Origin of the sequence: Stakelama marina (assembly GCF_018122655.1) — a bacterium.
GTDB classification, from domain to species: Bacteria; Pseudomonadota; Alphaproteobacteria; order Sphingomonadales; family Sphingomonadaceae; genus Sphingomonas; species Sphingomonas marina.
The window spans coordinates 37,168-61,732 of sequence record NZ_JAGRQC010000007.1 but is presented as its reverse complement, the minus strand read 5'-3'; the positions used below and the strand labels follow the sequence as shown (position 1 = coordinate 61,732).

21 protein-coding genes are annotated in these 24,565 nt (G+C 60.3%); 3 read left to right on the top strand and 18 right to left on the bottom strand.

The genetic code is table 11. From position 1 onward, the window contains the following. Positions 1-155 (top strand): conjugal transfer protein TraD (locus J7S20_RS16205; protein WP_284055291.1); only part of this gene is annotated, 155 nt, incomplete at its 5' end. Between the two features lie 28 nt (positions 156-183). On the opposite strand, the gene J7S20_RS16200 is transcribed toward J7S20_RS16205, so the two are convergent. The 7 genes from J7S20_RS16200 to J7S20_RS16170 form a co-directional block, all read right to left on the bottom strand. Next, positions 184-2,358, bottom strand: a complete 2,175-nt coding sequence (locus J7S20_RS16200; RefSeq protein ID WP_284055286.1) for a DEAD/DEAH box helicase — start codon at positions 2,356-2,358, stop codon at positions 184-186. Next, positions 2,355-3,659 carry an ATP-binding protein gene (locus J7S20_RS16195; protein WP_284055285.1) on the bottom strand — a complete coding sequence of 435 codons (1,305 nt, stop codon included), beginning with the start codon at positions 3,657-3,659 and terminating at the stop codon, positions 2,355-2,357. The genes J7S20_RS16200 and J7S20_RS16195 overlap by 4 nt, the downstream gene beginning before the upstream one ends. Positions 3,660-3,662: 3 nt before the next feature. Beyond that, positions 3,663-6,596: a TerB N-terminal domain-containing protein gene (locus J7S20_RS16190; protein WP_284055284.1), complete on the bottom strand. Its 2,934-nt coding sequence runs from the start codon at positions 6,594-6,596 to the stop codon at positions 3,663-3,665. Positions 6,597-6,748: 152 nt separating this feature from the next. Beyond that, the gene (locus J7S20_RS16185; protein ID WP_284055283.1) at positions 6,749-7,378 is read right to left on the bottom strand and encodes a hypothetical protein; all 630 of its coding nucleotides are present in this window, start codon (positions 7,376-7,378) and stop codon (positions 6,749-6,751) included. A 38-nt stretch (positions 7,379-7,416) separates the two neighbouring features. Beyond that, a complete protein-coding gene (locus tag J7S20_RS16180) occupies positions 7,417-8,166 on the bottom strand; it encodes a PGN_0703 family putative restriction endonuclease (protein ID WP_284055282.1) in 750 nt (249 codons plus the stop codon). Beyond that, a complete protein-coding gene (locus J7S20_RS16175; RefSeq protein WP_284055281.1) occupies positions 8,163-9,086 on the bottom strand; it encodes a nucleotidyl transferase AbiEii/AbiGii toxin family protein in 924 nt (307 codons plus the stop codon). Before J7S20_RS16175 ends, J7S20_RS16180 begins: the two co-directional genes overlap by 4 nt. Positions 9,087-9,089: 3 nt before the next feature. Beyond that, entirely contained in the window at positions 9,090-9,878 is a 789-nt protein-coding gene (locus tag J7S20_RS16170; protein ID WP_284055280.1) for a type IV toxin-antitoxin system AbiEi family antitoxin domain-containing protein, read from the bottom strand. 408 nt (positions 9,879-10,286) lie between these two features. On the opposite strand from J7S20_RS16170, the gene J7S20_RS16165 reads away from it, so the two are divergent. Next, a complete protein-coding gene (locus J7S20_RS16165) occupies positions 10,287-10,493 on the top strand; it encodes a helix-turn-helix transcriptional regulator (protein ID WP_284055279.1) in 207 nt (68 codons plus the stop codon). Then, positions 10,490-10,687: a helix-turn-helix domain-containing protein gene (locus J7S20_RS16160; protein WP_284055278.1), complete on the top strand. Its 198-nt coding sequence runs from the start codon at positions 10,490-10,492 to the stop codon at positions 10,685-10,687. Before J7S20_RS16165 ends, J7S20_RS16160 begins: the two co-directional genes overlap by 4 nt. 199 nt (positions 10,688-10,886) lie before the next feature. Here J7S20_RS16160 and J7S20_RS16155 read toward each other — a convergent pair whose 3' ends face one another. The 11 genes from J7S20_RS16155 to J7S20_RS16105 form a co-directional block, all read right to left on the bottom strand. Next, positions 10,887-11,630: a uracil-DNA glycosylase family protein gene (locus J7S20_RS16155; RefSeq protein ID WP_284055277.1), complete on the bottom strand. Its 744-nt coding sequence runs from the start codon at positions 11,628-11,630 to the stop codon at positions 10,887-10,889. Between the two features lie 50 nt (positions 11,631-11,680). Then, entirely contained in the window at positions 11,681-12,586 is a 906-nt protein-coding gene (locus J7S20_RS16150) for a hypothetical protein (protein ID WP_284055276.1), read from the bottom strand. A gap of 108 nt (positions 12,587-12,694) precedes the next feature. Next, the gene (locus J7S20_RS16145; protein ID WP_284055275.1) at positions 12,695-13,831 is read right to left on the bottom strand and encodes a tyrosine-type recombinase/integrase; all 1,137 of its coding nucleotides are present in this window, start codon (positions 13,829-13,831) and stop codon (positions 12,695-12,697) included. A 218-nt stretch (positions 13,832-14,049) separates the two neighbouring features. Further along, positions 14,050-14,739 (bottom strand): type 1 glutamine amidotransferase domain-containing protein, encoded by a 690-nt coding sequence (locus tag J7S20_RS16140; protein WP_284055274.1) that lies wholly within the window; start codon positions 14,737-14,739, stop codon positions 14,050-14,052. Positions 14,740-14,809: 70 nt separating this feature from the next. Beyond that, the gene (locus tag J7S20_RS16135; protein WP_284055273.1) at positions 14,810-15,109 is read right to left on the bottom strand and encodes a YciI-like protein; all 300 of its coding nucleotides are present in this window, start codon (positions 15,107-15,109) and stop codon (positions 14,810-14,812) included. A gap of 4 nt (positions 15,110-15,113) precedes the next feature. Beyond that, entirely contained in the window at positions 15,114-16,490 is a 1,377-nt protein-coding gene (locus J7S20_RS16130) for a dihydrolipoamide acetyltransferase family protein (RefSeq protein ID WP_284055272.1), read from the bottom strand. A gap of 106 nt (positions 16,491-16,596) precedes the next feature. Beyond that, positions 16,597-17,604: an alpha-ketoacid dehydrogenase subunit beta gene (locus J7S20_RS16125; protein ID WP_284055290.1), complete on the bottom strand. Its 1,008-nt coding sequence runs from the start codon at positions 17,602-17,604 to the stop codon at positions 16,597-16,599. 77 nt (positions 17,605-17,681) lie between these two features. Then, the gene (locus tag J7S20_RS16120; protein ID WP_284055271.1) at positions 17,682-18,965 is read right to left on the bottom strand and encodes a 3-methyl-2-oxobutanoate dehydrogenase (2-methylpropanoyl-transferring) subunit alpha; all 1,284 of its coding nucleotides are present in this window, start codon (positions 18,963-18,965) and stop codon (positions 17,682-17,684) included. A 118-nt stretch (positions 18,966-19,083) separates the two neighbouring features. After that, positions 19,084-21,720: a glycoside hydrolase family 3 C-terminal domain-containing protein gene (locus J7S20_RS16115; protein WP_284055270.1), complete on the bottom strand. Its 2,637-nt coding sequence runs from the start codon at positions 21,718-21,720 to the stop codon at positions 19,084-19,086. Between the two features lie 91 nt (positions 21,721-21,811). After that, a complete protein-coding gene (gene treF, locus J7S20_RS16110) occupies positions 21,812-23,437 on the bottom strand; it encodes an alpha,alpha-trehalase TreF (protein WP_284055269.1) in 1,626 nt (541 codons plus the stop codon). A gap of 25 nt (positions 23,438-23,462) precedes the next feature. Beyond that, positions 23,463-24,470, bottom strand: coding sequence for a fumarylacetoacetate hydrolase family protein (locus J7S20_RS16105; RefSeq protein ID WP_284055268.1), 1,008 nt, complete (start codon positions 24,468-24,470; stop codon positions 23,463-23,465). Between the last annotated feature and the right edge of the window lie 95 nt (positions 24,471-24,565).

Genomic DNA, 24,565 nt, shown 5'->3' with positions numbered 1-24,565 from the left:
TCACGTCACTAACCGACGATGATCGCGCTGCGCTCTACGGCGCGTTCCTCACGGTTTCAGCCAAGTTGCGCGGGCCGGATGGGGCGCAAGCGCTTGTCCTGTTCAGGCGTAAGGGTAAGCGAGCATTCGAGGCTGAGAAATCGAATGATGGATAGCGGCGCTGTCCGAACGGCAATTGGTGCGCTAATCCCGTCCTAAAATTGAGCGGGTCAACTCAGCCAATCCGCTGGCGTCTAGGTGAGCGGACAATGCATCTTTCTGCAGCAATTCCTCCGTCAAGTGAGGATGGAATTTCTCGAACAACAAGTTCGGCGAATGCGCAAATAGGTTCACCTCTTTGCCATCTGCCAGGGCCGAAAGTGCGTCAATCAAATCTGGGCTTTCGTCCTTTCCGAACACCTCGAGAAACCCATCGTGTGTCTGCACGGTAAAGCCGCTCGCCCGAAGGGCGAGTGCCAAGGTCGTTGTCCGATCGGAACCCGTTTTCGTCGCTATGACAGCTGCGTTGTCGCTGAGCTGGGCAATCGTTCCGGGGTCAAATTGCAGTTGGCCGTAGTTGCTGCGTGCCTCGTCGAGTAGCTCTAGCGCAGTCGGATCAAGATAGATCGGGCGCTTTTGTCCTTTTAGAACATCGAACATTCGCTCGATCACGCGGTCGTGGATGTTGCCAGGGTCGCCCCCAAAAATGGGCGGCACTCCGGCTTTCGCCGGTGCAACCATAATGACACGATCCCGGTCGAGAACTTCTTGCACCAGCCAGCGCCTACCCGAAAAAATGAGAAGCATTCCCGGCGCGATCATGTTGTCGATGGGGAGTGTCCCAAGCTCCTTACCGCCGAAAATCAGCCTATATTCCTCGGGTGTCTGAAATACTGCGTAGAAGCTATAGTGCTCGACCAGCTTCTCGCCATTGGCACCGAGCAGCAAAAGCCCATCACTGGTTTGCTCAATAAGCGCGACTTCAGGTTGCCCAAGTGTTCGCAAAACATCCAGGAACAGCTGGGTATCGACTTGGCGGAATGGCCCGATTTGGCAGAGAATCCCGTAGAGTTGCTGCGCACGTATTCCGCCTCGCTCGGCGATCACCGAGAGGATTTGGTGAACGAGGGTCGAGAGGTGCAGGGCCTCGCGTTGCGGCGGTTCACACCAGCCTTCCAAGAGCAATTCGATCATCGCAATAGCCCGCACCATCCCAAGGCGAAGACGGTCCGAAAAATTGCTCGTCGGCGTAAGCTTCGCCTCGACTGCATACTGCCGAAGGATGGCTGGCTTGCCCGGTCGCCGCCCTGATCGGCCAAGCCTTTGCCTGAGCGATGCGACGCTGAACGGTGCGCCAATCTGGTCGACACAAGTTACATCGCCAATATCAATTCCCAATTCCAGCGTGGAAGTGCAGATGGCAGTCGTCGGCGCAATACCATCTTTCAAGCGACGTTCGACGAAGTCTCGATGCTCGCGCGATAGGCTGGCGTGGTGAGGGTAAAACTCCTGCGGCAGGTGTTCCTTTTCGCAAAGTGCGCGCAACCGATCTGAGTAGATTTCAACTGCCTGACGCGCACCGCCAAAGACAAGATTGTCGCTGCCTCTCAGGTGTTCGAATAGGTGCTGCGCAATGGCATCCGTCGCTGAAGGGCCTTCGTCGTCCTTGTCGCCAGCAACGTAGCCACGGAGCTGGAGCTGCAATTCGGCTGATCCGCCCTCGGCAATGACCTGTTCGACTTCACTTGGACTGTCAGGACGAAGATAAGCCTTCGCCAGCTCCATATCTCCGAGAGTGGCCGACAAACCGATCCGACGAATAGGTCTCTTGAGAGCACTTTCGAGGCGCGTGAGAAGTGAACGCATCTGGATGCCGCGCTCACTGTCGAGGACCGAATGCAATTCATCGAGAATGACTGCGCGCGTTGCGCCAAACAGCCTCGGAATCTCCAATCCGCGTCTAATGAAAAGCGCCTCAAGTGACTCTGGGGTGATTAGCAGCACGCCCCTCGGTCGCTTGATAGCCTTAGTCTTAACCGATGACGAAACGTCGCCATGCCACGGCGTGATAGGCAAGTCTGTATCGCGACAAATGCCTTCAAGTCGCCGCGCCTGATCGGTGATGAGCGCCTTCAGCGGTGCGACATATAGAACATCAAATCCGGAGTCGTCACTGGGTTCGTCGAGCACTTGGGACAGTAGCGGGAGAAATGCGGCTTCAGTCTTACCTCCGGCGGTGCTGGCAGCGACAATCAGGTCACGATTGCCGTCCATAAGCACGTGAGTTGCGCGCGCCTGAATATCGCGCAATTCCTTCCAGCCTTGCTGACGTATCCATTTCTGGATCGGTCGAGCCAGCTTGTCGAATGCCGCGCTCACAGTCGGAAGCTGGCTAGCTCGTCGCTCTCGGGAACAGCGCCAACGCTCTCATCCACGTCGCTCATGTCGTCACCAGAATCCTCCGCCACGTCGAGTTCTTCGATGAGGTCCGACCATTCGACGCCGGGGTTTTGTTCGAGCACGGCCAGAAGATTCACGAAAGCCGTGACCGTATTGCGGGGGGTTCTGAAATAAGCTTCCCCGATCCTGTCCGAGCAGTGTGCCATGAACGCTTCCAAGGCGTTGTCTGGCAGGATTGCTTCATCGCCCTGCATGACGGCGCGAATGTTGGCTAGGAGCACAAACAAATCTTCGGGTGTAAGGCTGGCCAGTCGAATGACCGGCCCGGAGAGATCGACCAGTCCGTCACGCGCAAAGGTGTTCTCTGCAAGGCGAGACTGGAGAGCCTCATAGCTGTAGAGGCCGCGCCGCGTATTCATGAGGAATTCCGGCGTTCCTCCCATGAGGAACCCAAGGTTCTCCGCGCTTCCTTGCAGAACGTCGTTCAGGATGCGCAGGATTTGCTCATAGTTGGCATTGCGGGCTTGCGATGAAGTCAGCTTGTAAAGGTTGACCATCTCGTCAAGGCCAACGAGCAGGCCCTTGTAGCCCGCTTCACAAACAAATGCCGACATCAGTTTGAGGTGATCGTAGACGCTGGCGTCATTGACGACTGTGCGAACACCCAGAGCCTTGCGAGCATCGGTTTTCGTAGCAAATTCGCCGCGCAGCCATCGAATGGCTGCCGATTTCAGTTCTTCATCGCCGGTTTCATGTCCCTCCCAATACCGGCGGATCACCTGCGCGAAGTCGAAGCCTCCTGTCAGCTCCTCGAAATGGGCAAGGCGCTGGCGAATGATGTCATCTGTCGATTGTTCTTGCGCCTCGGCATCGTGCTGGGCCTGGCTGACAAAGCGTTCGATAACATTCGACAATGCACCACCATCTGGCTTGGTCCGGGTGGCAAGATTTCGCGCCATCTCCGCGTAGAGGCCCCGTGCTTGCCCGCCGGTCGCGTGGATGCGTCGATCCGGGGCAAGGTCGGCAAACATGACGACCAATCCCTTTTCAAGCGCTACAAGCCGGATCAGATTCATGAAGAAGGTCTTGCCGGAGCCATACTCGCCGATGATGAAACGAATGGCTGAACCGCCATCAGCGATCCGGTCCATGTCCTTGACGAGTTCCTCGATCTCACGCGCTCGTCCGACCTGGATGTGCCGAAGCCCCAATTTGGGAACAACACCGGCGCGTAGCGCCTGAACGATGGCGTCGCGTTCGCGCGGTTTCAGTCTCGACATGAATTAATCCCCCTTCGCCATCTCGGCTCTCAACGTATCGGCTATGTCCGGCGATACGTCATATCCGTCATATTCATCGAGCAAGGCCTCATCAAATTTATCGAAAGCCCACTCGTTGACTACCTCAAGCGCGCCAGATGGCATGAGGCCTTTCTTGCCGACGATCTCGTCAAACTCGTCGTCGGCCCAGTGTTCGCGCTGGATTATCTGCTCCACAAGCATCGCGTGCTTTGGATCGAGACCAGCCATTGATGATGGAAGAGCATGCGCTGCAATGACCTCATAGCTCACGTCTTCGTCGGCCGAGAAAATCTCGCCCAGAACGCTTGAAACGCGCTCGGTGTCATCTCGAATAGCGGCAATACGCGCTGCATCGAGCGAAGCAGCTTTGGCTTTTGGTTCATCCGGTATTTGTTCGCCCGGTGCTTCCGCTTCAGCGGCTTTGACGCGAACCGGGCCGTCTGGCACGTCGCCAGCATGGAGGTCGGCGTAAACGAGGCCAGCATCGATCCCGAGAGCCTTGTAGATCTTCTCGATGCAAGCCACTTCTTCAGATTGAATCACGCTGTCGGCGTGGGCTATCGCGACAACTGCCGCGCGCAGGGCTAGATGATGCTCAGTGTCCGCATCTTTCAGCTTGCTGCGCAGCCATGACATGTCTGGCGGAACATCGAGATACCATTCGAGGTTGGCGTGGAGACGCTTTCTTTCAAGCTCAGTCAGGCCGCTAACAGCGTCGATCTTTTCACGGAGTGCTCTGCGTTCGGCTTCCACAATTTTGCTGTCGGCATGTGCGACGAAGGTCGCCAGCGCTAGTTCAAACAATTCGGTTCGATAGGCCGGGGAGACGTCTTCAAGCAGTTCGACCGGCTCGCCGAGTTCGAAGATCACAACGGGTTCGTCGATCTTCGGTCCGCGCAGCGAGAATCTTGGGTCTGGAGCCATACCGAACCCGATACGGGCGAGTGCATCCGCTGCGCCAGTCAGGTTCCGCTTGCCGAGCTTCTCCGGCGTTTCTCCTTCCAGGCGCGAGATCACATCAAGTGCTGGGACCAGCCCGCCCGTCGCTACTTGCTCGCGCGCCCAATCCTTGAGTTCTTCCAACTCGTCCGACGGGAACAGACGCCACAGCTCAGCAGGTAGGAGCGCCTGTGCTTCAATGCTCCCGCGGCCATCTGGATTTCGTCCAAGATACCGGCTGAACTTATCGAGTTCATCCATCGCCTCATCTGCGATTTTTTGCGCTTTCTGTACCGGCGACCACAAATCAGTAACGTCGGGGATCACCACATCTCCGCCATCTCCCGCCGTGAGATTGACCGAGCAATTGAACTCGCTGGATGCAGCACGATAGTCCATTTTCAGAAGCTTGCGAGGCGTTCGAATCTTTAAGCCATCAGGATAAAGCGCGTCGAACTTCAATTTGAAAAGTGCCTTGAATTCGTTGCCGCAACGCTCGGCTGGAGTGCGAAGGCGTCGCTCTGGGTGGCAATGCAGCCAGAGATGCAGCCATTCGGCATCGATGGCCTTGCCTTCGGCGATCATGTTGCCGAGCGCGAACTTCAGCGAAAATGGCAAGTCCCAGCTACGGCTCTCAAGGATCGCCTGCTTAAGTGTCGCATCGTCCAAGGAGAAGCCGCCCATCGCCATGATGCGCGCTATGTCGAGAAACTCTCCTAGATACCTTTGAACAGAGTAGTTGTCGGAGAAAAGTGCCTTGAGGCGCTCCACCTCGGCAACGATTTCCTGCTTTTCTTCGTCGGACGGCTGGTCGATCAGAAAACGTCGCTCAAGGCCATAGAAGAAAAGAAACAAATAGCCTGGGCTGATCGATCCATCGACGCGCTCACCGGCAAGCCAATCGAGGTATGTAGCTCGGCAGATGGATGGAATTTCGGAATAACTCGGCCAATATGGCAGATTGTCGCCATTGCGATCATTACCGAATTCCGAAACGTGTTCAGCCGGATCGATGTAGGCTCCACACCTTTCGGTGTAATAGGATGATCCAATGCGTGGGGGAACGCCCATGTAGATCATCCCTGCAATTTCTCGGCCCGCTATTGTGACGGTCTGCCCCTTTGGAACCCAGCCTTGGATTGGACGAGGTGAGCTTGTCTCCTTTGTTGCTCCTATTTGATTTGAAAGCTCTGCGCTCGAAGGTGATTGATCGGGAGCCGGTTCATGGCCGAACAATTTTTCACGCAATTCTTCTATTCGCGAGTGGCGCGTCTCAGTAGCTCCGGTTTCCGGGACTCTTCTCGCAGCATCACGGTCCTGATTGGTAGATTCTTGCCGGTAACTTTCTGACCTCTTCTCAGCTGCCCTCCTCGTTGAAGCAGCCTCCAGAGCTTCTCTTGCAGCCTTTCCTACTCGTATGAGTTCGGCGTTGTCCTGTTTTGGGCGATAGATGTGTGAGGTAGAGCGATCAGGCGGCTTACGTGATGAGTCAGTAATTTCGTCCGGAGAGGGGATGCGAGATGTGATCTCCTCCACCCGTTGTGTGTTCTTTGGGTCGAAGATCGATGTATCGTCGCCAAACAGCTTTTCGCGAAGCTCCTTGGTTCGAGACCCTTTAGGTATCTCCTTCAATTCCACCAGCTTGAGATGTTCGGGTGTTCTTGAGGCTGCCGGGGCAGTTTTCGCTACGCTATGGGCTTGAGGCAGTTCCGCCTTAATATGGCGCCTTACGGACCGAGCACTTTCTCGATGTTGGATTGGCATCTGAGTAGTAGGCGGCTCAACATCCGATAGGGCATGTTCCGACTGAAGCCGTGCGGTTCGACGTTTTTCATGCCACCGAACAAGAAATACAGGGGTAACAAACGCAAACAGCATTTGCATTCCGACAGGCACGTTGGTCATTGCGATGGCAGCGACGAACATGCAGGCAAAGTAGAACAAGAAATACTTGATTGCCCAACGAACGAATCTCAAAGCCCGCCCCCTTCCGCGATAGAGAATACGCTATTGTGTTGAGATCGAAAGGCAATGAATTGATAGCGGGGCAGGCCGTGCAGCCGGTCCTGACATTTGGTGCCTGAAATGGAGCGCGGGTCTTGCCCCCGCAGTGCAAAATCAGCAGGCATTCAAGGTTTGATATAGTCGCGCAGCCGATCCTCGATGACTCGGCGATCCTTATCTGTGCGTTTCAGGCGTCCTACTGATCCGTGCTCGAACTCTGAATAATCGAGAATGACAAGATCGATACCGTGCATCGGAAGCACTGCTCGCCGCAGCTCGTCGTAACGGCGACGTTGCTCGCCGCGCGAAACTCCCGACACTGTTTGCCGCTTGTCGAAGTGCGCGACAGATTGCGAATGCTGAATCTCGTGAAACTCCACTACCAGTTGCCGTGATGGATAGTATGCATCGACCGGTAGTCGCGTTGCCCTACCTGTCGGCCCTCGATCACCTGTCAAAAACGCAAATCTGTGCTGACGGAGCGATTGCTCGCCGAGAACTTCGTCGCAAAGGTCAACGATCCATGCTTCGTCACTATCTTCGCGTTGCGTTGACCGGCGCTCGGACTTACCCCGATGACCTGTCACCTCGGGGCGCTGCGTGGTCGTGAGGAACTCCAAGACCTGAAGCATGTCCCGATGCTCTGCGCTATCGCGCAGCGCTTCCCACCTTCCATTGTGTGGGTGCCAACTGATATTCGCCTGTCTGAGTACCGCGCGAAAACGCTTTGGATCAATGCCGGCCGAGCGTGCCATGTCAGCCGCCGTCACGAGCCGACTTGAACCGCTGCCGCTCATGGACTGAATGTCTCGATGATCGCTCGACCATGTGCCTGTAGGTCGCCACCGTTGGGCCACGTCGAGATCCAGTCGCGATAGCTGGAGAAGTGAAACGCGACGTCATCTCCTCTCACTGCTTCGGCAAATTCCGTGATTTCCTTTCGATGCCGCAAAATATCCTCTGACGGGATAGCTTTGCCTGCCCGTGAGGTCGGTTCGGCAAAAATATAGAGTAGCACGGCGCTGCGGCCTCTTCGCCGCGCCTCCGTCACAAGCCCGAAAGCGTGTTTGACTAACTGCACGGCGTCCAAATGGCGGAACGTGACTGCACCGGACCGCAATCGGTCATGCATTTGCTCATACCGCCGCATATTGTCGCCCCAGACCGGTCGATCATAGGCCGACGATAAAGACACCGATTTCTGGTCACGGAAGGGTTCAAACCGTTTGCTCTCGATGCCGATAAGGCTGACCTGCGTTTGAACGACAGCGTCAAGCCAAGGGTGACGCCCCCCGGACCAGGGAAATCGAGCGGTAAATTCAACATCCACCATTTCCACGGGGCCAGAGTTATCCATGCCGGGCAGCGGCGGAAAACTCTCCAAGCGTTCGATGAACCATCCAAAGCAATTCACAGCAAGGGCGGCTGAGCTTTCAGGACTTGCGAACTTGCCGGACTCGACTTCCTTCCCGCCTGCCGTGGCAAGCCTGTTCAGTACATGCTCTGCCGGAACACCGGGAAGAAAACCGGGCAATGTCATCATCTCGGCACCATCAGTACATTCTCCAATGCCTCAATCATCGCCTTCCGATTTTCAGGTTGCATCTTCTCCAGGTTTTGCTGCTTCCACAAGACTGCTGGCAGATGCCTTGCTTCCGGTATGCCGAGAAGTTCCCAGTCCGGTTCACCGCGCTTGAAGCCGATCAGGAACTGGCGGTGCGCGTCTGGCATCTCGCCAACCATTGTGGCGACGAGTGCCTCGCGGGTAGCCTCTAGATCGGCAAGCTCGACATTCTCTTGCGTCATGCCGACAAATCCGCGCTCGAATTCCTCCGCCAGCGGTTTGTGGGTCGGAGCGAGCACCTCGGCCATCGGGCGATTGTGGCTGATGAGGTAGACGAGGAATGCGCGCCGCAGTTCGTCACTTATACCTTCATTCGCCAGCAGGTCTCGCACGTCGAACAGGTCACGCGGGTGCTGGCGATCCAGCGCCGCCACGATCTTTCCCGCATAGAGGTCGGCGAAGGAAACAACCTGCATTTCGGCGAAGCCGAACGTGTCTTCGACTGTAGGCACAACACTCATGACTACGGGATCGTAGACTGTGCCGCGCAAGACGGGTGTGACCTCGATCTTGATCTGAACGCCTTCGGAGCGGACGATTAGCTTGGTGATGATGTTGTCGCCTGCTGAACGCGATGGGGCGACCGCCGCGCCCGGTATCCCGCCTTCGATCCGCTCCTTGATCCGCATCATTGCCGCATCGATTGCTTTGAGTGATGAAGCGCGATCCTCGACCGGCAAGTAGGTCAAGTCGATGTCCACCGAGAGGCGCGGCAAGTCGCGCACGAAGAGGTTGATCGCCGTGCCGCCCTTGAGCGCGAAACACTGCTCTTGCGCCACGAACGGGATGGTGCGGATCAGGAGGGCAACCTGCTGCCGATAAGCGTCCTGGAAGGCCATTTCCTATTGCACTCCAAGATCGGCAGGCACCGTGATGTCGTATTGCGGATCGAGCCTGCCCCCCTTCACCAGGACCCGTTTGCCGGAACCCAAATCGATCCTGGTCAAGTCGAGTTTCGGTCGCCACGCATGGCGGTGCCGGTCGGCAAAGAACAGGAACAGCCGCTTCACCTTTACGCTGGAGCAGGCTTCGAGAAGAGTTTGCAGGCGACGCGGGCTGAGATCGCTCAAGCCTTCCATCAAGGCATCGACCTGATGAAAGCTTTCATGCTTGGGCAGTTCATCGAGCAATTCGAGAACGGCGCGTTCCTTGCTCGAGTAGCGAACCGGCAATTGCGCGCCAGCGGCACTATACATGGTGGGGCTTGGCAATGGTGGCGTGTCGGAATCTGCCGGAAACAGGCGCAAGCTGTTGTGCCATGCGAATGTCACGTCGAGCGGCAAATCGTCCAGCCAGGTTGGCGGTCGTGTCGGTCCGTAAAGGTGAACTGTATGGACGTTTGCCGAAAGGTAGTGGGCATAGCCTTGCTGTTCGAGCGCGGTGCGACCGCCAACGGTCAGTGGAAGGTCAAGCATGGTCTGGAGCGAGATTACGACCTGCTGCCAGGTCATAGGCCCGCGTGAACGGCGATAGACCCGTCGCGCTGGGCTATCGAGCCAGCCGGAACTTACATACTGGCTGCGCAGCGCGGACGAATAGCCATTGGCCTCCAGCCAAGCGGCATCGACCAAAAGTCCTTCCGGAAGCTCCTGCTGGAGTTGGTTTAGCCTGCTGTCCAAACGCGTAGTCATGCTTAGTGTTTTGCCGCTTATGTAAACTTGTGTCTAGTTTGAAATAATCCCAAAAGACTAAGCTTAACTTAGCATTCTAGCAAAGCTTCAAACTGAGCCGCCCAGCCGATTGCGCGAGAAAAGGCAGATTCGTGCGTGAAATCCGGCAAAGCTGGCGCGGAAATCCGTCGCTGCTGTCGCAAATTCGCGCGTGCCAGCCGCAAGATTGCGTCGAGCGAAAAAATTCTCAGAACCAAGGGCAACGGAGTGGTTTGTCCGCGAACGTCTCTAACCGTCCATAGCTGGTTCAAATCGTGCAAATCGTTGAAGAATTGCCCGAATCCCAACTGAACCTGGCCCTTGCGCCTTTCCAAAAAGTTCTCATTATGTTCCGACGAGGGGCTGCAAATGTCAAAGTGAGAATGCCCCATGTCGAATACCGAACGCATTATCCGCCTCAAAACCGTGCTCGACCGCACCGGCCTTTCCCGCTCCACCATTTATCGCAAAATCGCAGAGGGCACGTTTCCGTCGCAGGTCAAAATCAGCATCCACGGCGCGGGCTGGCACGAGTCTGCCATCAATCGCTGGATCGCCGATCCCGCTCGCTATCGTGAAGAGGAACCGGCGGAATGAGCGGGCATCAACACATCGAACCGATCTGCGTTGGGATTAATGACGCTGCCCGTATGATAGGCGTAGGACGTACGAAGCTGTACGAGCTGATTTCAGCTGGCGAACTCGAAACGGTGAAGATCGGCAACGCAACTCGCGTAACCACCGCCAGCCTCCATGCACTTGTCATGCGACTGCGTGTGGCGAGCAGATAACAACTGCTGACGGTAGCAGCACTTTATGATCGATAGCTCGTCAAGGATGATTTTGTTGCCGTCTCTCCGTGCTGTCACGCCATGCCCGGCGTTCAGGGATCGGGCGCTTAGGGGAGAAAGTGAGCCCCAAGTCCGATCAGCCGGTGTTTTGCACGACCGCCGGCTGCGCGCGGGCCAGGTAAGGCCCTCATCAAGACGATTACTTTAGTTGGCTCACGCGAGCGCGAAGCGCTTCACGTGCGGTGTCGAGCGCAACTGTGTTCGTCTTGGCTGAGCAAAGATCGGCGGCTTTTTCGCCTAGAAAGTAGGCAATTCGTTCGTTGTTGGCTCCGCTTGGATGAGGAAGGCCAGCCATAATCCGTTTCTTGTCGAACTGCCCAAGCGACGCCAGATGATTGAGCGCAGCAGTGACCTTCGGGCCGAGTGGCACTAAAATGGCGTCCGGCAAAGCGGCGAGTTCCTCGCCAGTGTAGTCTTCAAGCCAGCGCCTCAATTCTGGCGTTTTGACCATGTCAGGATTGCCTGACCAGTTATCACCATCCACGAAGACGGGATAACGTAGTGCCGAGGTGAAGTGAACGAGCGTGGAGTCGCGGTCCCACAGTGTGGCCGTCGTCTCCAATCCTAACAGTTCGGCGATACCAACGAGATCAAGCATCCGGACCAGGTTGCCGCGCATTGAACCAGAGAAGCTGGCAAAGACCTTTGCTTCTTTGGCAGCCTTGTCGAGAGGCATGCCATTCATGAGCGCCGCTTGGGCGGCCCGCAGTGCGTTTCCGGCCTGCTGACGCCCAGGCGTCATGCCGACAATGACAATCCGAGCGTCCCGATTAACGTGGTCGAAGGGCGCGTAGCACATTGTCACTTCACGATTTCGAATCTGGCAGCTTTCCATCCTAAGATTTGGAATGGCAGCCGGGTCGTTGAGGGATTGAGTCGCCAACCCTCGTATTCAGTCTGCATATTGCGAGAACTTGTTCGGAATCGAGCGCATCAGAGAGTTCCTTCGAATTTCTGGATTTTCTGGATGAGGGCTTCGGAGATAGAGGCTGGCAAAAGTTCGCCCTGGTCAAAGCAACGTCGCGCATCTTCGACCGTGAAATCAAAAGCTGGGGCGAGCGATGCCAATGGGCCTAGATTTATGATGCTGGCCATTAGCAAACCACGCGTTGAGTTTGCCGGATTGGCGTTCGCCAAGCGTTGGGTGATCCACGCGGGATCGACGGCAGAGACATGGAAGTCCTTGCGACTTTTCAGCCAATCTACCGCATCAAGTGCGTGAAGGTGAACAAATGCCGGAGAAGCGCTGTTGCGATCCTGGGATGTCCTCGCCGCACTCGTCCTGATTAGCTTATCTGGACCACAGCGGTTACGTATCGTGCGCGTGTCCAGGCCTGAGAGGAGGGCCAAATCGCCCACCGTTAGCGACGATTCGGTCTCCCCATAGAAGGCCCCTTCGATTGTCTCGATGAGATTGAGCCATGCGTAAGCAAGCTCGTAGATCCTTCGGACTTCGCCATTCCTTGCTGCGGTAAGGTCTAGGCCGCCCAGCGCGACGTCCGGGAGGGTGGACAGAAAGTGTTCCAGGAAATCGAGCGCATCGTTCCGAGCAAACTCAACGTCCGGTCGATGCTCATGGTGAAGGGAGAGCTGGCGACGCTCCAACATCCCGAACAGCAGAAGAACTCGATCCGAAATAGCAAAGCGCGCCAGATCGATTGATGCGATCTCGGCTTCGGACAGATTTTCATCTGCAAGCCCCTCGACCTCGATCCCGAGAAATTCATTTCGCACCTTCGAACCAGCCGGGTCGGCAAGCGTGAAATAAAGGTCATCTGCCTTCAGTAGAAGGCAATGCCGCAAGTTGATTTCAACTTCGCTGAGAGAGGGAATTTCCATGACCGGCTCCTTTGTGATATCTTCATATCACTCATATAAAGGTCCGAGTCAACAGAAAAATGATATCTAGATATCACCGATCTTGCGGATCGACGCCTACGATTCCGTTTAGCCGATGAATTCGGCCCACATCGCCATCAACTCCCGCCGCTTGTCGAAGAAGTCGGTGCGGCGATAGGCTGCTTCAACCTGGTTGCTCAGCTTGTGGGCCAAGGCCTTGTCGGCCACTTTCTTCGGAAAATCGGTCTTTTCCGCTGCCCAATCGGTGAATGCGGAACGGAAGCCATGGACGGTTGCGCCCTTGATCCCGGCATCGCGCAACAGCTTGGTCATCGTCATGTCGCTGATGGGCTTCTCGCCATTATTCGAGAAGATGAGGCCATCGTCGCTCGTGCGCGACTTCCAGCGCCGACGCAGAATGGAAACCGCTGCCTTGGAGAGCGGCACCACATGCGTTTCCTTTGCCTTCATGCGCTCGTCGGGGATGGTCCAGACCGCCTTGTCGAGGTCGATCTCGGTCCAGACGGCCTTGCGCGTTTCGCTCGACCGTACGGCATTATAGATCGTGAAACGCAGGGCATCGCGGCCTGTAGTGGGTGATGCAGTCGTCAGCTCCGTCATGAACGCCGGAATGTCCGCAAAGGGCATTGCCTTGAAGTGCTCGACCTTGTCGGTCTGGCGCGGCAATCCTTTGCGGACTGAACGCAGCGCGGCCTCTTCTTCCCGCCAGCCCTTGATATGCGCGAAGTCGAGCACGGCACCGATGCGCTGCAAGATCTTACGGGCGGTGTCGGGGATTTCGAGCCAGATGGGCGTGAGCACCTCGACCACGTGTGTGCTGTCTACCTGATCGACGGCTTCCTGCCGATTAGCGGGAAGACATGGTTCTCCATGCTGGCGATCCAGTTGCGGTAGTTCTGGTTTTTCCAGCCGTCCTTCAACGCCTCGTAGCACTCGCGCGCTGCCGTTTCGAAGCTGGGCACAACCTTGCGCGACTTCCGTCGCTCGGCCACCGGGATCGATCCCGGCGCGAACCTGGCGGCGTAATGCGGCTGCGGCGTCCCGCGCCTCAGTCAACGTCACATCGAGCGCCGATCCCAATCCGTAGTCGCGCCGCCTGCCGTTATGCTGCATCCGCAAGACCCAACTACGGGAGCCGCTTTCCTTCACGAAAAGACACAAGCCACGGCCATCAACGTAGCGACCGGGCTTGGCGTTCTTCACCTTCGATGCTGTCAGTGCCATAGGTTATACACACCATAAAATTGTTCCAACTTTCGACCCCACATGGTGATCGAAATGCAGGCAAACGGGGGCGATCAACCGTGAACACGGTAGAAGACAAATCCCTGATTTTACAGAGTAGTTAGGGACGTCCCGACACTGCCTGCGACAGAAGTTTTAGCATTGTCGGGTGCGCCAGCCGCTGCCGGTGCGGCAGAAGCTGGCGCATTCAGCCGAATTTACGCCGCCACCTTGGCGAGCGCGCTGACCAGTTCCTGGGCGGCGGGGCCTGACGAAGCCGGATTCTGTCCGGTAATCAGCAGCCCGTCATGCAGCACATGGACGCCCCAGTCGTCGGTTTTCGAATAGATGCCGCCGGCATCCTTCAGCATATCCTCGACGAGGAACGGCACCACATCGGTCAGGCCGACCGCCGCTTCCTCGCCATTGGTGAAGCCGGTGACCTTCTTGCCGGCAACGAGCGGAGAACCGTCGGCCGCCTTGGCGTGGCGGAAAACCGCAGGGGCGTGGCAAACCGCGGCGACGTGCTTCCCTGCGGCGAACGCCTGTTCGATCAGCGCGCGCGAATGCGCGTCCTCCGCCAGATCCCATAGCGGCCCGTGCCCGCCGGGATAGAATATCGCGTCGAAATCCCCGATCGCGACGTCGTCGAGCCGACGCGTATCGGCCAGCCGGGCCTGCGCATCGGTATCCGCCTCAAAACGGCGCGTGTCTTCGGTCTGCGCGCTGGGGTCGGCACTTTTCGGATCGAGCGGCGGCTGCCCGCCCTTGGGCGAGGCAAGCGTGATGTCCACGCCCGCATCCTTCAGCACATAATAAGGCGCGGCCAGTTCCTCGAGCCAGAAGCCCGTTTTCTCGCCGGTATCGCCGAGCCGGTCGTGCGACGTCAGAACCATCAGGACCTTCATGTCGATCTCCTAAAAATCACATTCACAGTGACTGGAGATGGGAAGGCGGCCCCACGATTTCCACCGCCGCTTACCGCACCGGCGTCGCCGCTCCGTCGCCGACGACGGTGGTCCATCGCCGCACGCGCCAGTGCGTTACGAGGCCCTTGGTGACATAGGGATCGGCCTTGGCGAACGCCTCCGCGCCCTCCGGGCCGTCGCCCTCGAACAGCAGCACCGCCCGGTCGACGGGATCGTCGAGCGCGCCGCCCAGCACCAGTTCGCCGCGATCCGCTGCGGCCCATGCCAGCGAAAGATGCTCGTCGCGCAGCGCCGCCCGGCGCTCGAGATAATCGGGCGCCAGGTCGTAGATCAGCAGGAAATGGGCCATCGCATCAGTCCGCGAACAGCAGTACCGGCGTCTCGAGCAGCTTCTTGAGCGCCTGGACATAGCTTGCCGCATCATAGCCGTCGACGACACGGTGGTCGCAGCTGATCGACAGGTTCATCAGCTTGGCGCGGCGAATGTCGTCGCCGTCGAACACGGGGCGTTCGACGATCTTGTTCGGCCCGATGATCGCGACCTCGGGACGGTTGATGACCGGCGTCGTCGCGACACCGCCCAGCGGCCCGAGCGAAGTGATGGTCAGCGTGCCGCCCTGCATCTCCTCGGACTTCGCCTTGCCCGTCCGTGCGGCCTCGGCGAGGCGGTTGATCTCGCTCGCGAGCTGCCAGACATTCTTGTCCTGCGCGTCGCGGATCACCGGCACCATCAGCCCGGCATCGGTCTGCGTCGCCATGCCGAGATTGACCGTGCCCGACCGCGTCACCACGCCCGCCTCGTCGTCGTAGCGCGCGTTTATCATCGGGAAGTCGGGCAGCGAGCGGCAGATCGCGACGATGATCAGCGGCAGTACCGTCAGCTTGGGCCGCTGCCCACGATTAGCGTTGAGCGAGGCGCGCATCGCCTCGAGCTCGGTGACGTCGATTTCCTCGACATAGGTGAAGTGCGGGATGTTGCGCTTCGACGCCGCCATGTTCTCGGCGATGCGACGGCGCATGCCGATCACCTTGACCGTTTCGTCGGCCCAGCCGCGATCGGCCTGCGGGGCAAGATAGCCCTCGCCCGATCCGTAGCGCAGATACGCGTCGAGATCGCCGTGCCGCACGCGCTCGCCATCGCTGCGCACATCGGCGAGATCGATGCCGAGGTCGTGCGCGCGCTTGCGCACTGCGGGCGATGCCAGCACCGGGCGGTCATGATCCTCCCCGGAACGGGGAAGGGGACCGCTCGCCGAAGGCGAGGGGTGGAGGGAGGCATCCGTTGCGCGGTTCGCCTGCTGCGATCCCCCTCCACCAGCCTGCGGCTGGTTCCCCTCCCCCTGCGGGGGAGGATTTAGGCTCTTGTCCTTCGCCTCTTCGCGAATTTCGGCGTCTTCCTCGTCGGTCGTGCAGGCGGCTTCGGCCTCGCCCTCGGCATCCTTGCCCGGCGTTTCGGCCGCAACCTGTTCCTCGACCTCGGCCTCGTCGCCTTCGACCTCGATCACCACCAGCGTCGACCCGATCGGAATCATGTCTCCGGCCTCGCCCGCCAGTTCGAGCACCTTGCCCGCGACCGGCGATTCCATCTCGACCGTAGCCTTGTCGGTCATCATGTCGGCAAGCTGCTGGTCCTCCTCGACCACGTCACCGACCTTCACATGCCATTCGACGACCTCGGCCTCGGAAATGCCTTCGCCAATGTCCGGCAGACGAAATTCAAAGCGAGCCATTAAAAAACTCCGTTGGTGTCGAGCGAAGTCGAGACACGCTGGGACAGAAATTCGCTTCCGTTTCTCGACTTCGCTCGAAACGAACGGAAGGGTGAGGACGGCGCCATCACGCGTCCTTCATGATGTTCTTGAGCGCCTCGCCGATGCGGACAGGGCCGGGGAAATAGGCCCATTCGAGGCTGTGGGGATACGGCGTGTCGAAGCCGGTGACGCGCGTCACCGGCGCTTCGAGATGATAGAAGCAGCGTTCCTGCACCAGCGCGGACAGTTCCGCGCCGAAGCCCATCGTCCGCGTCGCTTCGTGGACGATCATGCAGCGGCCGGTCTTCTTCACCGACTCCTCGATCGCCTCGATATCGACGGGCACGATCGAACGCAGGTCGACGATCTCTGCATCAACGCCGGTTTCCTTGACCACATTCTGGCAGACATGGACCATCGTGCCGTAGGCGAGGATCGTGACGTCCTGCCCCTCGCGCACCGTGTTCGCCTTGCCCAGCGGAATGCGGTAATATCCGGTCGGCACCTCGCCGCCGGGATGTTTCGACCAGTTCTTCGACGGGCCGTCCCAATGACCGTCGAACGGGCCGTTGTAGATGCGCTTGGGTTCGAAGAAGAGGACGGGATCATTGTCCTCGATCGCCGAGATCAGCAGCCCCTTCGCGTCATAGGGCGTCGACGGGATCACCGTCTTCAGACCCGACACGTGCGCGAAGATGGACTCAGGCGACTGCGAATGCGTCTGCCCGCCGAAGATGCCGCCGCCAAAGGGCGACCGCACGGTGATCGGCGCGGTGAACTCGCCCGCCGAGCGGTAGCGCAGACGCGCCGCCTCGCTGACGAGCTGGTCGAGCGCGGGATAGATGTAATCGGCGAACTGGATCTCGGGCACCGGCCGCAGGCCGTATGCGCCCATGCCGACGGCGACGCCGATGATACCGCATTCGGTAATAGGCGTGTCGAACACGCGCTGCTTGCCATATTTGTTCTGCAGGCCGGCGGTGGCGCGGAAGACGCCGCCGAAATAGCCGACATCCTCGCCCATCACGACGACATTGTCGTCGCGCGCCATCATCACGTCCATCGCGGAATTGACCGCCTGGATCATGTTCATCCGCGCGGTGTCGCCTTCGCGCTCGGGCGTCGGGGCGATGCGCGCTTCTTCGGTGGTAATATCGTTCATCGGCTCGCTCACTTCCGGGCCCAGGGGCGGCCGGAGGCTTCTTCCTCTGCCATCATCTGTTGCTGTTGCTCGCGCAGGTGCCAGGGCATCTCCTCGTAGACGCCCTCGAACAACGTATCGAGCGGCTGGTGGAGGCCGTGGCCGAGAATGCCGTTCTTCTCGGCATCCTTCTGCGTCTTGCGGACGAGGTCGGCGCACTCCTTGTCCATCGCTTCCTGCCGCTCCTCGTCCCACTCGCCGAGCGCGATCAGGTGGTTCTTGAGCCGCGTCACGGGATCGCCGAGCGGCCAGTTCGAATATTCCTGCGCGCTGCGATAACCGGTGGGATCGTCCGAGGTGGAGTGCCCTTCGGCGCGGTAGGTGAAATGCTCGATCAGCGTCGGTCCCTGGTTGGTCCGCGCGCGCTCGGCCGCCCATAGCGTCGCCGCATAGACCGCCAGCGCGTCGTTGCCGTCGACGCGAAGCCCGGCGATGCCGTACCCGATCGCGCGCGCGGCAAAGGTCGTCGCCTCGGCACCGGCAAAGCCGGAAAAGCTCGAAATCGCCCACTGGTTGTTGACGACGTTGAGGATCACCGGCGCGCGGTAAACGCTGGCGAAGGTGCAGGCCGAATGGAAGTCGCCCTCAGCGGTCGATCCCTCGCCGCACCAGGTCGCCGCGATCCGCGTGTCGCCCTTCGCGGCCGACGCCATCGCCCAGCCCACGGCCTGCGGATATTGCGTCGCGAGGTTGCCCGAGATCGAGAAGAAGCCGTCTTCCTTCGACGAATACATGATCGGAAGCTGCTTGCCCTGCAGCTTGTCGCCCTTGTTCGAATAGATCTGGTTCATCATCTCGATCATCGGATAGTTCCGCGTGATCAGGATGCCCTGCTGGCGATAGCTGGGAAAACACATGTCGTCCGACGCCAGCGCCATCGCCGCGCCGACGGCGACCGCCTCCTCGCCCGTCGATTTCATGTAGAAGCTGGTCTTGCCCTGCCGCTGCGCGCGGAACATGCGCTCGTCGAACGCGCGCGTCATCGCCATGTTGCGCAGCATGCGGCGGAGCACATCGGCATCCAGCCGCGGGTTCCACTGGCCGACCGCCCGGTCGTTCTCGTCGAGCACGCGGACGAGGCCGTAGGACAGCTCGTGAAACGTATCGGGATGCGCGCCGACATCGGGGCGTTTCGCGGCATCGGCCGCCGGCACCTCGATATCGGAAAAGTCGACCTCGTCGCCCGGCCGGAACTTTGGTTCGGGGACGTGGAGCGACAAGGGTTTCAGGTTGGCGCGCTGTTCGCTGGCCATGCTCTCTCCAAACAGAATGACGGTCCGCGGCGTTCCATCAACGCGCGGATTCGGCTTTCGCCGCGTTGTTATAAAATTTCAACGCCGAAAGCGAGTCATGGTTGCGAGAGCGACAAGTTCAGCGTGGCAGGGCGATGCTCCCGGTCACGTCGAAGCTGCCCGAAACGCCCGGAGCACCGGTGTCGGGCTGCCCGCCGCCGACCCACAAGCGGTATGCCGACTGCGTCACGCGCATCACGCCCTTGTCGTCGGCAAAGGCCAGATCGCGCGGATCGAGCTTGAAGCTGACCGTGCGGCTCTCGCCGGGCGCAAGATGGACGCGGTTATATCCCTTGAGCGATCGGATCGGCGTCGCCGGCCGGCCCGGCACCGACAGATAAAGCTGCGCGACCTCGTCGCCAGCGACCTTGCCGTCGTTGCGGATCGTCACGCTGACGGTCTGCGGATCGCCCGCCTTCACCGATGGCGTCAGCTTCAGCCCCGAATAGCCGAACTGCGTGTAGCTCAGCCCGTGCCCGAACGGATATTCGACCTTGCCGTCGAAATAGCGATAGGTCCGCCCCTTCATCGCATAGTCTGTGAAGGGCGGCAGTTCGTCGGTCGACTGGTAAAAGGTCACCGGCAGCCGTCCGCTGGGATTGGTCTTGCCGCTCAGGATATCGGCGATGGCGCGGCCGCCCTGTTCGCCGGGATACCATGCCTGCAGCACCGCCTTCGCCCGCATATTGGCGTCACCCAGCGCGATCGCCGAACCCGATTGCAGGACGATCACGACCGGCTTGCCTGTCGCCTCCAGCGCGTCGAGCAGCTTCCGCTGCGCCGCCGGCAGCGCGATGCTGGTGCGGTCGCCGCCGTCGAAGCCAGGAATCTCGAGCTGCATTTCCTCGCCCTCCAGCCAGGCGTTCAGCCCGACGAACGCGACGACGACATCGGCGTCTTTCGCCGTCTCGACCGCTTCGGCGCGCAGCGCGCCCAGCGGCGCCTTCCACGCAAAGGTGATGTCGCTGGCGCGCGACGACTGATGCGCGAACTCGACTGAAAAGGCGCGCGGCGTCGTGTCGTCGAAATGTACCTTCATCGGCTCGAACGTCTGGTCGCGCTTGTTGCACTTCATCTCGACCTGCTGGTCGGGGACGCCTTCGATATGGATGGTGTAGCGTTCGGACCCGTTGCCGACATCGCAGCGCCGCCGCGTCTGCAGTTCGAACTCGTAATCGCCGGCGGCGGGCGGTGCGATCCTGCCGCTCCAGCGCACCGAAAAGGTCTTCGGATCGACGCCCGGCGCCGGGTCGATCCCCGCCCAGTTGACGTCGATCGCGGGCACCTGCCGCGTCGCGACGGGGTCGCCCGAAAAATCGGCATTGTTGTAAAAGGTCGCGGTCAACCCGCCGGGAAAGGCGGTTCGCGGCACCATCACCGGCACCGATTCGGTAAAGGGCGCGCCTTGCGCATAGGAAACGCGGTCCTTGCCGAACGTCTGCTCGATCCCGTCGAGCGGCAGCACAGCGCCGACCGGCGTGCCGTTGTAATTACCCTCCAGCCCGATCAGCGCAGTCGCGGTCGGGCCGACCACGGCGATCTTCTGAGCACCCGCTGCAAGCGGCAGCGCACCGTCATTCTTCAGGAGTACGATCGATTCGCGCGCCGCCCTCAGCGCCAGCGCCTTGTGCTCGGGCGAATGATCGGCGCTGATCGGGATCGACGAAAAGGGCACCCGGTCGGCGGGGTCGAACATGCCCAGCCGGATACGCGCGGCGAACAGCCGCTCGAGCGCGCGGTCCATCTGCGATTCGTCGATATAGCCCTTCTTCACCGCTTCGGGCAGCGACAGCATCTCGTCCTTGAAATCGCAGCCGGTGTCGGTTCCCGCCTTCACCGCCATCGCCGCCGCCTGCGCCATCGACGTTGCGTTGTGATGTCCGTTCAATATGTCGTCGATCGCACCGCAATCGGACGTGACGAAACCCGAAAAGCCCCAGTCGTCGCGCAATATGTCCTGCAACAGATGACTGTTCGCGCACGCAGCGGTTCCGCCCACGGCGTTATAGGCGCACATCAGCGATTCGGCCTTTCCCTGCGTGATCGTTCGCCGGAACGCGGGCAGATAGGTCTCGCTCATGTCGCGCGGCGACGGATCGACGTTGAACCCGTGGCGCAGCGGTTCCGGCCCCGAATGGACGGCATAATGTTTGGGCGTCGCGACCGCTTCCAGATAATGCGGATCGTCGCCCTGCACGCCCTTGATGAACTCGGTCGCGAGCGTACCGGTCAGATAGGGGTCCTCGCCCAGCGTTTCCTGCCCGCGCCCCCAGCGGGGATCGCGAAAGATGTTGATGTTGGGCGACCAGAAGGTCAGCCCGTAATAGCGGTCGTAATTCTTTTCGCGCTGCGCCTGATTATATTTGGCGCGGCCCTCCACCGCGACGGTGCGGCCTTCGAGATGCATCAGATCGCGGTCGAAGGTGGCGGCCATGCCGATCGCCTGCGGAAACACGGTCGCCTCGCCCGAACGCGCAACCCCGTGCAGCGCCTCGTTCCAATAGTCGTAGGGCGGGATGCCGAGCCGCTCGATACCCGGCGCGGCGTTCTGCATCTGCGCGGCCTTTTCCTCCAGCGTCATGCGGCTGACGATATCGGCGGCGCGCTTGGCGACCGGCGCATCGGGATCGCGATAGAGCTGCGCCGAGGCGGAGCTTGCCAGCATCGTGCCCGCGGCGAGCGCCGCCAGCGCAACAGATTTGCGAAAAACCGTCATGTCCCTCTCCCGTCGCTGCGCGTGGTCCGCGCTTGTCGGGCAGACGGTACCAGAGCATTCGTGTCTTTGGTAGCGCTCTCATTACGATTTTTCAGGGTGTATCGGGCATTCCATATTCGCCGATCAGCGCGCGCGTCACGCCGTTGGTCCAGCCGAATCCGTCCTGCAGCGGATATTCGCCGCCACCGCCGGGGCGCACCTTTTCGACGTCATATTTCTCGACCAGCTTGCCGCTCGCACGATATTCGCGCACGACCGTCGTCAGAAAGCGCGTCGCGATTTCGCGCGCCAGTGCGCCATGTCCGGTCCGGCGCAGCCCTTCGACCGCGATCCATTGCAGCGGCGCCCAGCCATTGGGCGCATCCCATTGCTCGCCGGTCTGGATGCGCGTCGTCCGCAACCCGCCCGGCGCGAGCAGCAGATGCTCGATCGTCTGCGCCACCTGGTCGGCATGCTCGCCGGTGTCGAGACCGGTAAACAGCGGATAGGCGGTCGCCGCCGTCACCTCCGGCTGGATGCGGCCTTCGCGCAGGTTCCAGTCGGCATAGGCGCCGCGATCGCCGTTCCACAGCCAGCGCTCGACCGCGCGTTTTCGCGCCTGCGCCTGTGCGCGGTAATCGGATGCGCACCCCTCGCCCAGCGCTTCGCAGCGGCGGGCGATGTCCATCTCCATGCCATAGAGCAGCGCGTTGAGATCGACCGGCACGATGCTGGTCGTTTCGATCGACGAGAGCTTGTGGTTGTCGGCCAGCCAGCGCGACGAAAAGTCCCATCCGCTTTCGGCCGCGGCGCGCAGGTCGCGATAGACCTGCCGGTCCTGCCGCTCGCTTTCGCGCGCGGTCAGCACATCCTCGCGATAGCTTTCGTCGCGCGGTGTGTCGCGCATGTCCCAATAACGGTTGAGGATGCTGCCATCGGGCATCCGCACGACATGTTCGGAGGCGCGATGCTCGGCCGATACCTTGCTGCGCCCGCGCATCCAGAACGCATGTTCGCGCTTCAGCGTGGCGAGCCTGCGCTCAAGCGTCGCGCGGTCGCGCTTTTCCGACAGGCCCATCATCAGATAGAGGACCGGCGGCTGCGACCGGCTGACATAATAAGTGCGCGTGCCGTTGGGGACGTGCCCGAACCGGTCGACCAGATGCGCGAAATCGGCGATCATCGCCTCGACAAGTTCGTCGTGCCCGTCGGCCTTCGCACCGAGCAGCGTGAAATAGCTGTCCCAGTAATACATTTCGCGGAACCGCCCGCCCGGTACGATGAACCGTTCGGGCACCGCGATCTGCGACGACCCCGGCTCACGCTGGACCGGCTGGCGCGTCAGGTGCGACCACAAATTCGCGATATGCTCGGCGACCGGCACGTCCGGGTGCGTTCCGCGCCCCAGCGGCTGGGCGGGCGCGGCCTGTTCGGGCATCTCGAAATTGTCGAGGACGAAGCGGCGCAGCTCGGGGTCGGTCCAGTCTTGGCGCGCCCTGAAATCGGCCAGAATCGCCTTGCTGTCGCGTCTGGGAATGGCATCGGCGAAGCTCTTGCTGTCGCGAAAGATGCGGCGCATCTCGACGGCACGGAACAGCGCGCCGAAACGCTCTTCGGGCGTTACGACGCGCGCCGCTTCTGCCTCCGCGCCGCCGGACGCACGCGGCGGCGGCGTGGCGGCGCAGGATGGCAACGCGCTCAGCGCCAATGCCGCAAGTCCCGCGCGCCAGCGCCGCATGCCTCGTCTCCCATCGTAACGGCGATCAGGCGCCCGCCACTTGCTGTTCGATCACACCGAAGATCGGATGGTGGTTGTCGTCCTCCGCCCAGATGCGGACGGTGTCGCCCGCCTTCAGGAATTCGGTGGTCGGCTTGCCATCCTTGATCGTCTCGACGGTACGCACCTCGGCAAGGCAGCTATAGCCGACGCCGCCGTCCTTGATCGGCTTGCCCGGCCCGCCATCGGCATCGCGGTTCGACACCGTGCCCGACCCGACGATGGTGCCTGCGCCCAGCTTGCGCGTCTTGGCGGCGTGCGCGACCAGCGTGCCGAAATCGAAGGTCATATCCTCGCCCGCCTCGGCCCGGCCGAACGGTTCTCCGTTCAGATCGACCATCAGCTTGCGGTTGAGCTTGCCGTCCTTCCACCAGTCGCCCAGCGCATCGGGCGTCACGAACACGGGCGAAAAGGCACTGGCCGGTTTCGACTGGAAAAAGCCGAAACCCTTGCCCAGCTCGCCGGGAATGAGGTTGCGCAAGCTGACGTCGTTGGTCAGCCCGACCAGCCGCACCGCCTGCAACGCCTCTTCGCGGCTTGCCCCCATCGGCACGTCGCCGGTCACGACCACGACTTCGGCTTCCAGGTCGCAGCCCCAGCTTTCGTCCTTCAGCGGGATGTCGTCGCGCGGCCCCAGAAACCCGTCCGATCCGCCCTGATACATCAGCGGGTCGTGCCAGAAGCTTTCGGGCATCTCCGCCCCGCGCGCCTGCCGCACCAGCTTCACATGGTTCACATAGGCCGAACCGTCGGCCCATTGATAGGCGCGCGGCAGCGGCGACGCGGCGTCATGTTCATGGAAACGCTCGCGCGGGATCGCCTCATGTTCGAGGTCGGTCGCGAGGTTGCGCAGCTCGGGCTCGATCCGGTCCCAGTCGTCGAGCGCCGCCTGCAGCGTCGGCGCGATATGGCTCGCATCGGCGTACCAGGCGAGATCGTTCGATACGACGACAAGCTGTCCGTCGCGTGCCCGCTTCAGGCTGGCCAGTTTCATATGCTCTCCCTTGGGCGTTGGTTTCGATTGTTACCACATAGAATGTCGCGCCGCGATGTCGAGCCAACGCGCGGACCGGTTGACAGTGCCATCGC

Bases quoted from the DNA above. Each gene is read 5' to 3' on its own strand.
- J7S20_RS16165 (WP_284055279.1), top strand. From the start codon at position 10,287: ATGTCGAATACCGAACGCATTATCCGCCTCAAAACCGTGCTCGACCGC.
- J7S20_RS16185 (WP_284055283.1), bottom strand. From the start codon at position 7,378: ATGGCACGCTCGGCCGGCATTGATCCAAAGCGTTTTCGCGCGGTACTC.
- J7S20_RS16125 (WP_284055290.1), bottom strand. From the start codon at position 17,604: ATGAACATGATCCAGGCGGTCAATTCCGCGATGGACGTGATGATGGCG.
- J7S20_RS16180 (WP_284055282.1), bottom strand. From the start codon at position 8,166: ATGATGACATTGCCCGGTTTTCTTCCCGGTGTTCCGGCAGAGCATGTA.
- J7S20_RS16170 (WP_284055280.1), bottom strand. From the start codon at position 9,878: ATGACTACGCGTTTGGACAGCAGGCTAAACCAACTCCAGCAGGAGCTT.
- J7S20_RS16160 (WP_284055278.1), top strand. From the start codon at position 10,490: ATGAGCGGGCATCAACACATCGAACCGATCTGCGTTGGGATTAATGAC.
- J7S20_RS16175 (WP_284055281.1), bottom strand. From the start codon at position 9,086: ATGGCCTTCCAGGACGCTTATCGGCAGCAGGTTGCCCTCCTGATCCGC.
- J7S20_RS16130 (WP_284055272.1), bottom strand. From the start codon at position 16,490: ATGGCTCGCTTTGAATTTCGTCTGCCGGACATTGGCGAAGGCATTTCC.
- J7S20_RS16115 (WP_284055270.1), bottom strand. From the start codon at position 21,720: ATGACGGTTTTTCGCAAATCTGTTGCGCTGGCGGCGCTCGCCGCGGGC.
- J7S20_RS16140 (WP_284055274.1), bottom strand. From the start codon at position 14,739: ATGAAGGTCCTGATGGTTCTGACGTCGCACGACCGGCTCGGCGATACC.
- J7S20_RS16150 (WP_284055276.1), bottom strand. From the start codon at position 12,586: ATGGAAATTCCCTCTCTCAGCGAAGTTGAAATCAACTTGCGGCATTGC.
- J7S20_RS16105 (WP_284055268.1), bottom strand. From the start codon at position 24,470: ATGAAACTGGCCAGCCTGAAGCGGGCACGCGACGGACAGCTTGTCGTC.
- J7S20_RS16145 (WP_284055275.1), bottom strand. From the start codon at position 13,831: ATGGCACTGACAGCATCGAAGGTGAAGAACGCCAAGCCCGGTCGCTAC.
- J7S20_RS16135 (WP_284055273.1), bottom strand. From the start codon at position 15,109: ATGGCCCATTTCCTGCTGATCTACGACCTGGCGCCCGATTATCTCGAG.
- J7S20_RS16120 (WP_284055271.1), bottom strand. From the start codon at position 18,965: ATGGCCAGCGAACAGCGCGCCAACCTGAAACCCTTGTCGCTCCACGTC.
- J7S20_RS16195 (WP_284055285.1), bottom strand. From the start codon at position 3,659: ATGTCGAGACTGAAACCGCGCGAACGCGACGCCATCGTTCAGGCGCTA.
- treF (WP_284055269.1), bottom strand. From the start codon at position 23,437: ATGCGGCGCTGGCGCGCGGGACTTGCGGCATTGGCGCTGAGCGCGTTG.